This is a genomic window from Kitasatospora sp. NPDC059577 (genome assembly GCF_042735475.1).
In the GTDB taxonomy this organism is placed as follows: domain Bacteria; phylum Actinomycetota; class Actinomycetes; order Streptomycetales; family Streptomycetaceae; genus Kitasatospora.
The window spans coordinates 1-5,779 of record NZ_JBHWBZ010000120.1 but is presented as its reverse complement, the minus strand read 5'-3'; the positions used below and the strand labels follow the sequence as shown (position 1 = coordinate 5,779).

Here is a 5,779-nt window from a genome sequence, read left to right as displayed (position 1 = left end):
CGCCCGATTTCGGGTGTGCGGTTGACAGTTTCATAGTGTTTCGGTGGTCATAGCGTGAGGGAAACGCCCGGTTACATTCCGAACCCGGAAGCTAAGCCTCACAGCGCCGATGGTACTGCAGGGGGGACCCTGTGGGAGAGTAGGACGCCGCCGAACAACCTTTGTGAAGAACCCCCATCCGGATTCCGGATGGGGGTTCTTCGCGTTTCCCGGGCGTTCTGTCCGAGGTGCGGCGTCGGACCTTCGGTCAGACCTTCAGCTTGAATCCGACGTGCGACGGAACGAATCCGAGCCGTTCGTAGAAGCGGTGGGCGTCGGTGCGGGTGGCGTCGGAGGTGAGCTGGACGAGGTCGGCGCCGAGTTCGCGGGAGCGTTCGACGGCCCATTCGATCAGGTCGGTGCCGAGCCCGTTGCCCCGTTCGTCGGCGTGGACGCGGACGGCCTCGATGATCGTGCGGATGGAGCCACGGCGGGAGAGACCCGGGATGACGGTCAGCTGCAGGGTGCCGACGGTCCGGCCGGCCCGGTCGGCGACGACCAGGTGCTGGTGCGGGTCGCCGTCGATGCGGGCGAAGGCGGTGCGGTACGCGGTGAGGTCGTCGGGGCTCTCACGGGTCGCGCCCAGCGGGTCGTCGGCGAGCATCGCCACTATCGCCGGGAGGTCCGCCTCGGTCGCCCGGCGGATCGTCAGATCGGTCATGTCGCTCATGATCAGAGAATAGAAGGCACTGGTTGACCTCGATCGCCCGTCTACGCCCGTAGCACCCCCTCACGCCCCTTCTCGGGGACGATCCGGGGCCGGGTGGGCGGGGCGGGGTGAGCGGGTGTCACGCGCCGGGCGCGGCACTGGTGATGACGGCGAAGACCGCGCCGTGCGGGTCGGCGAGCCGGGCGAGGCGGCCGACGCCGTGGACGTCCGTGGCGGGGAGCCGGACGGTGGCGCCGAGGGTGTCGGCGATGGCGAGGCTGGCGTCCGCGTTGGGGACCTCGAAGTACGGGAACCAGTGCGAGGCCGTGCCGGCGGCGGTCTGGTCGGGGTGGAGCTGGACGATGCCGCCGTGCGCGTCGTCGGTGCCGCCGCCCGCCGGGGTGAGGACGGTGTAGAGCGAGTCCCCGAACGGGACGTCCTGTTCCTGCCAGCCGAAGACGGTGCGGTAGAAGGATTTGGCGAGTTCGGCGTCGACGCTGAGGCACTCGGCCCAGCAGAGGCTGCCCTCCTGGTCGACGAGGTCCAGGCCGCGGGTGTCGTGCGGTTGCCAGACGGCGAAGTCGGCGCCGGTGGGGTCGGTGTAGCCGGCCATCCGGCCGGAGGTGAAGACGTCGAAGGGGGTGTAGCGGACGCGGCCGCCGGCCTGTTCGACGAGTTCGGTGGTGCGGTCGGCGTCGAGGGTGGCGAAGTAGAGGGTCCAGGCGGGTGCGGAGCCCTCCTCGGTGAGCGGGCCGAGGGCGGCGACGGTGCGGCCGTCGAGCCGGAAGAAGCCGTAGCCGCCCGCTTCGGGGCCGGCCGAGTCGAAGGTCCAGCCGAACAGCGCGGTGTAGAAGTCCACGGAGGCCCGGGTGTCGGGGCTGCTCAGGTCGAGCCAGTCGGGGGAGCCGGGGCGGTAGGCGGTGTTGAGCATGTCGGCACTGCTCCTCGGACGGGGCCGGCCCGGGCGGGCGCGGTCGACGGTCCCCCTGCCTACCCTCAGCCTGGCACTTCGGCGGAGGCGCTGCACGGCAGGCTCCGCAGGCCCGGGCCCGGGCCGGGCCGCCGGGTTCCGGGGCTGTGGGCTTGTCGGGGCCGGGCGGTACGGTGCGTAGCGGAATGATCCACCCGTACCGGTCGAAGGGGGCCCGGTGAGCAAGCACGCGCCGTCGGGGCAGCAGCCGCTCCAGCTCGCGCAGGTCGAGGGCGTGTTGGAGCGGATCACCTACGCCAACGAGGAGACCGGCTACACGGTGGCCCGGGTGGACACCGGCCGGGGCGGGAACGACCTGCTGACCGTGGTGGGCGCGCTGCTGGGGGCGCAGGTCGGGGAGTCGTTGCGGCTGCACGGGCGGTGGGGCTCGCACCCGCAGTACGGGCGGCAGTTCACGGTGGAGAACTACACGACGGTGCTGCCGGCCACGGTCCAGGGGATCCAGCGGTACCTGGGCTCGGGGCTGATCAAGGGGATCGGGCCGCGGTTCGCCGAGCGGATCGTGGAGCGGTTCGGGGCGGACACCCTTGAGGTGATCGAGAACGAGCCGGGCCGGCTGATCGAGGTTCCGGGGCTGGGGCCGAAGCGCACCAAGAAGATCGCGGCGGCCTGGGAGGAGCAGAAGGCCATCAAGGAGGTGATGGTCTTCCTGCAGGGGGTCGGGGTGTCGACCTCGCTGGCTGTGCGAATCTACAAGCAGTACGGCGACGGTTCGATCGGTGTGGTGAAGAACGAGCCGTACCGGCTGGCCGGGGACGTCTGGGGGATCGGTTTCCTGACGGCGGACCGGATCGCCCAGGCGGTGGGGATCCCGCACGACAGCCCGGAGCGGGTGAAGGCCGGCTTGCAGTACGCGCTGTCGCAGAGCACCGACCAGGGGCACTGCTTCCTGCCGGAGGAGCGGCTGATCGCGGACGGCGTGAAGCTGTTGCAGGTGGACGTCGGGCTGGTGATCGACTGCCTGGCGGAGCTGGTGGCGACGGAGGGGGTGGTGCGCGAGCCGGTGCCGGGGGACGGCGGCGGGCCGATCACCGCGGTGTACCTGGTGCCGTTCCACCGGGCGGAGATCTCGCTGGCCAACCAGCTGCTGCGGCTGCTGCGTTCGGACACCGACCGGATGCCCTGGTTCGCCGGGGTGGACTGGCGGGTGGCGCTGGACTGGCTGGCGAAGCGGACCGGGGCGGAGCTGGCGCCCGAGCAGGAGCAGTCGGTGCGGTTGGCGTTGACCGAGCGGGTCGCGGTGCTGACGGGCGGCCCGGGCTGCGGCAAGTCGTTCACGGTGAAGTCGATCGTGACGCTGGCGCTGGCGAAGCGGGCCAAGGTCGTGCTGGCGGCGCCGACCGGCCGGGCGGCGAAGCGGCTGTCGGAGCTGACCGGGGTGGAGGCGTCGACGGTGCACCGGCTGCTGGAGCTGAAGCCGGGCGGGGACGCCGCGTACGACCGGGACCGGCCGCTGGACGCGGACCTGGTGGTGGTCGACGAGGCCTCGATGCTGGACCTGATCCTGGCGAACAAGCTGGTCAAGGCGGTGCCGCCGGGGGCGCACCTGCTGTTCGTGGGGGACGTGGACCAGTTGCCCTCGGTGGGGGCCGGGGAGGTGCTGCGGGACCTGCTGGCGGCGGGCGGGCCGATCCCGTCGGTGCGGCTGACCAGGATCTTCCGGCAGGCGCAGCAGTCGGGGGTGGTGACGAACGCGCACCGGATCAACGAGGGCAAGCCGCCGTTGACGGAGGGTCTGGCGGACTTCTTCCTGTTCGCGGAGGACGACGCGGAGCTGGCGGCCGGGCTGACGGTGGACGTGGTGGCGCGGCGGATCCCGCAGCGGTTCGGGTTCGACCCGCGCCGGGACGTCCAGGTGCTGGCGCCGATGCACCGCGGTCCGGCGGGGGCGGGGAACCTGAACACCCTGTTGCAGGGGGCGGTGACGCCGGCCCGGGAGGGGTTGGCTGAACGCCGCTTCGGCGGCCGCACGTTCAGGGTGGGGGACAAGGTCACGCAGATCCGCAACAACTACGACAAGGGGCGGAACGGGGTCTTCAACGGCACAGTGGGAGTGGTGACCGCCCTCAGCGTGGACGACCAGCGGCTGACGGTGCTCACCGACGAGGACGAGGAGGTGGCCTACGACTTCGACGAACTGGACGAGCTGGCCCACGCGTACGCGGTGACGATCCACCGCTCGCAGGGCAGCGAGTACCCGGTGGTGGTGATTCCGGTCACCATGTCCGCTTGGACGATGCTCCAGCGGAACCTGCTCTACACCGCTGTGACCAGGGCTCGGAAACTCGTGGTGCTGGTCGGGTCACGGAAGGCGATCGCGCAGGCCGTACGGGCTGTCAGCGCAGGTCGGAGGCATACCGCGCTCGATCATCGACTGACTACTGGATGATTATCCAACGGGATGGTTGCCTCTAATGTTCTCTTGACGTGAAGAGATTTACGGCAGAGCCTAGGGTGGTGCCGATCTTGTCCGGTTCGTACCGGCTGCGGCGGCAGGTTTTGTAGGGGCGGGCCCTTTCGGGCCACCCCGGGTGCGCGACTGTCCTCCGGATGGGGGATGGTAGAGACAGTCAGGGCACCTTGGAAGAGGATTCATTTCGTCGGTGAGGAAGACGTGAGCGACAACTCGGTAGTACTGCGGTACCAGGACGGCGAGTACGAGTACCCCGTCGTCGAGAGCACTGCGGGCAACGCCGGCTTCGACATCTCGAAGCTGCTCCCGCAGACCGGCCTGGTCACCCTGGACAACGGCTTCGGTAACACCGCCGCGTACAAGTCCGCGATCACCTTCGTGGACGGCGACAACGGCATCCTGCGGTACCGCGGCTACCCGATCGAGCAGCTCGCCTCGCAGGGCGGGTTCATCGAGACCGCGTACCTCCTGATCAACGGTGAGCTGCCGAACGCGGGCCAGCTGGCGGAGTTCAACCGCGAGATCACCCAGCACACCCTGCTGCACGAGGACGTCAAGCGCTTCTTCCAGGGCTTCCCGCGGGACGCCCACCCGATGGCGATGCTGTCCTCGGTCGTCGGCGCGCTGTCCACGTTCTACCCGGAGAGCCACAACCCGTTCGACGCGGCCCAGCGCCATCTGTCGACGGTCCGCCTGCTCGCCAAGCTGCCGACGATCGCCGCCTACGCGTACAAGAAGGCGATGGGCCAGCCCTTCGTCTACCCGCGCAACGACCTGAGCTACGTCGAGAACTTCCTGCGGATGACGTTCGCCGTCCCCGCCGAGGACTACGAGCTCAACCCGGTCGTGGTCAACGCCCTCGACAAGCTGCTCATCCTGCACGCGGACCACGAGCAGAACTGCTCGACCTCCACCGTGCGTCTGGTCGGCTCCAGCCACGCCAACCTGTTCGCCTCGATCTCGGCCGGCATCTCGGCCCTGTGGGGCCCGCTGCACGGCGGCGCCAACCAGGCCGTCCTGGAGATGCTGGAGAGCATCCAGAAGGACGGCGGCGACGTCGACGCCTTCATCACGAAGGTGAAGAACAAGGAAGCCGGCGTCAAGCTGATGGGCTTCGGGCACCGGGTCTACAAGGCGTTCGACCCGCGCGCCGCCCAGGTGAAGCTGCTCGCGCACGAGGTCCTCGGCCAGCTCGGCAAGAGCGACGAGCTGCTGGACATCGCGCTCAAGCTGGAGGAGCACGCCCTCAAGGACGACTTCTTCATCTCGCGCAAGCTGTACCCGAACGTGGACTTCTACACCGGCCTGATCTACCGCGCCATGGGCTTCCCGACCAGCATGTTCACCGTGCTGTTCGCCCTCGGCCGGCTGCCGGGCTGGATCGCCCACTGGCACGAGATGATCAACGACCCGACCAGCCGGATCGGCCGCCCGCGCCAGATCTACACCGGCACCGCGATCCGCGACTACGTCCCGCTCGACGGGCGCTGACGACACGCGCGACGACGCCGACGCCGGGCACCGCCCGGACGGGAGCTGAAAGGGGCCCGGCCGCTGACTGAGCGGCCGGGCCCCTCCGCGTCCCCGCGCGGGGGCCCCCGCAGGGGCGCCGGTCAGGGCCCCTGCGCCACCCGCCTCCAGGGGTGGCCGGCCCCCGCGCCGGCCAGCGACCGGTTCGCCCAGTCCC

General features: G+C 70.0%; 4 protein-coding genes and 1 rRNA gene. 3 read left to right on the top strand and 2 right to left on the bottom strand.

Annotated elements, in window-relative coordinates; all coding sequences use genetic code 11:
- Nucleotides 1-39 precede the first annotated feature (39 nt).
- Nucleotides 40-156: ribosomal RNA gene (rrf, locus tag ACFV0O_RS41035) — 5S ribosomal RNA — on the top strand.
- Nucleotides 157-247: 91 nt separating this feature from the next.
- Here the strand turns inward: rrf and ACFV0O_RS41030 are convergent.
- Entirely contained in the window at nucleotides 248-700 is a 453-nt protein-coding gene (locus tag ACFV0O_RS41030) for a GNAT family N-acetyltransferase (protein WP_380350044.1), read from the bottom strand.
- Between the two features lie 127 nt (nucleotides 701-827).
- Nucleotides 828-1,619: a VOC family protein gene (locus ACFV0O_RS41025; RefSeq protein WP_380350041.1), complete on the bottom strand. Its 792-nt coding sequence runs from the start codon at nucleotides 1,617-1,619 to the stop codon at nucleotides 828-830.
- A gap of 217 nt (nucleotides 1,620-1,836) precedes the next feature.
- On the opposite strand from ACFV0O_RS41025, the gene ACFV0O_RS41020 reads away from it, so the two are divergent.
- Complete coding sequence (locus ACFV0O_RS41020; protein ID WP_380350038.1) at nucleotides 1,837-4,068, top strand: ATP-dependent RecD-like DNA helicase; 2,232 nt, start codon at nucleotides 1,837-1,839, stop codon at nucleotides 4,066-4,068.
- A gap of 225 nt (nucleotides 4,069-4,293) precedes the next feature.
- Nucleotides 4,294-5,583: a citrate synthase gene (locus tag ACFV0O_RS41015; protein ID WP_380350035.1), complete on the top strand. Its 1,290-nt coding sequence runs from the start codon at nucleotides 4,294-4,296 to the stop codon at nucleotides 5,581-5,583.
- The last annotated feature ends 196 nt before the right edge of the window (nucleotides 5,584-5,779 follow it).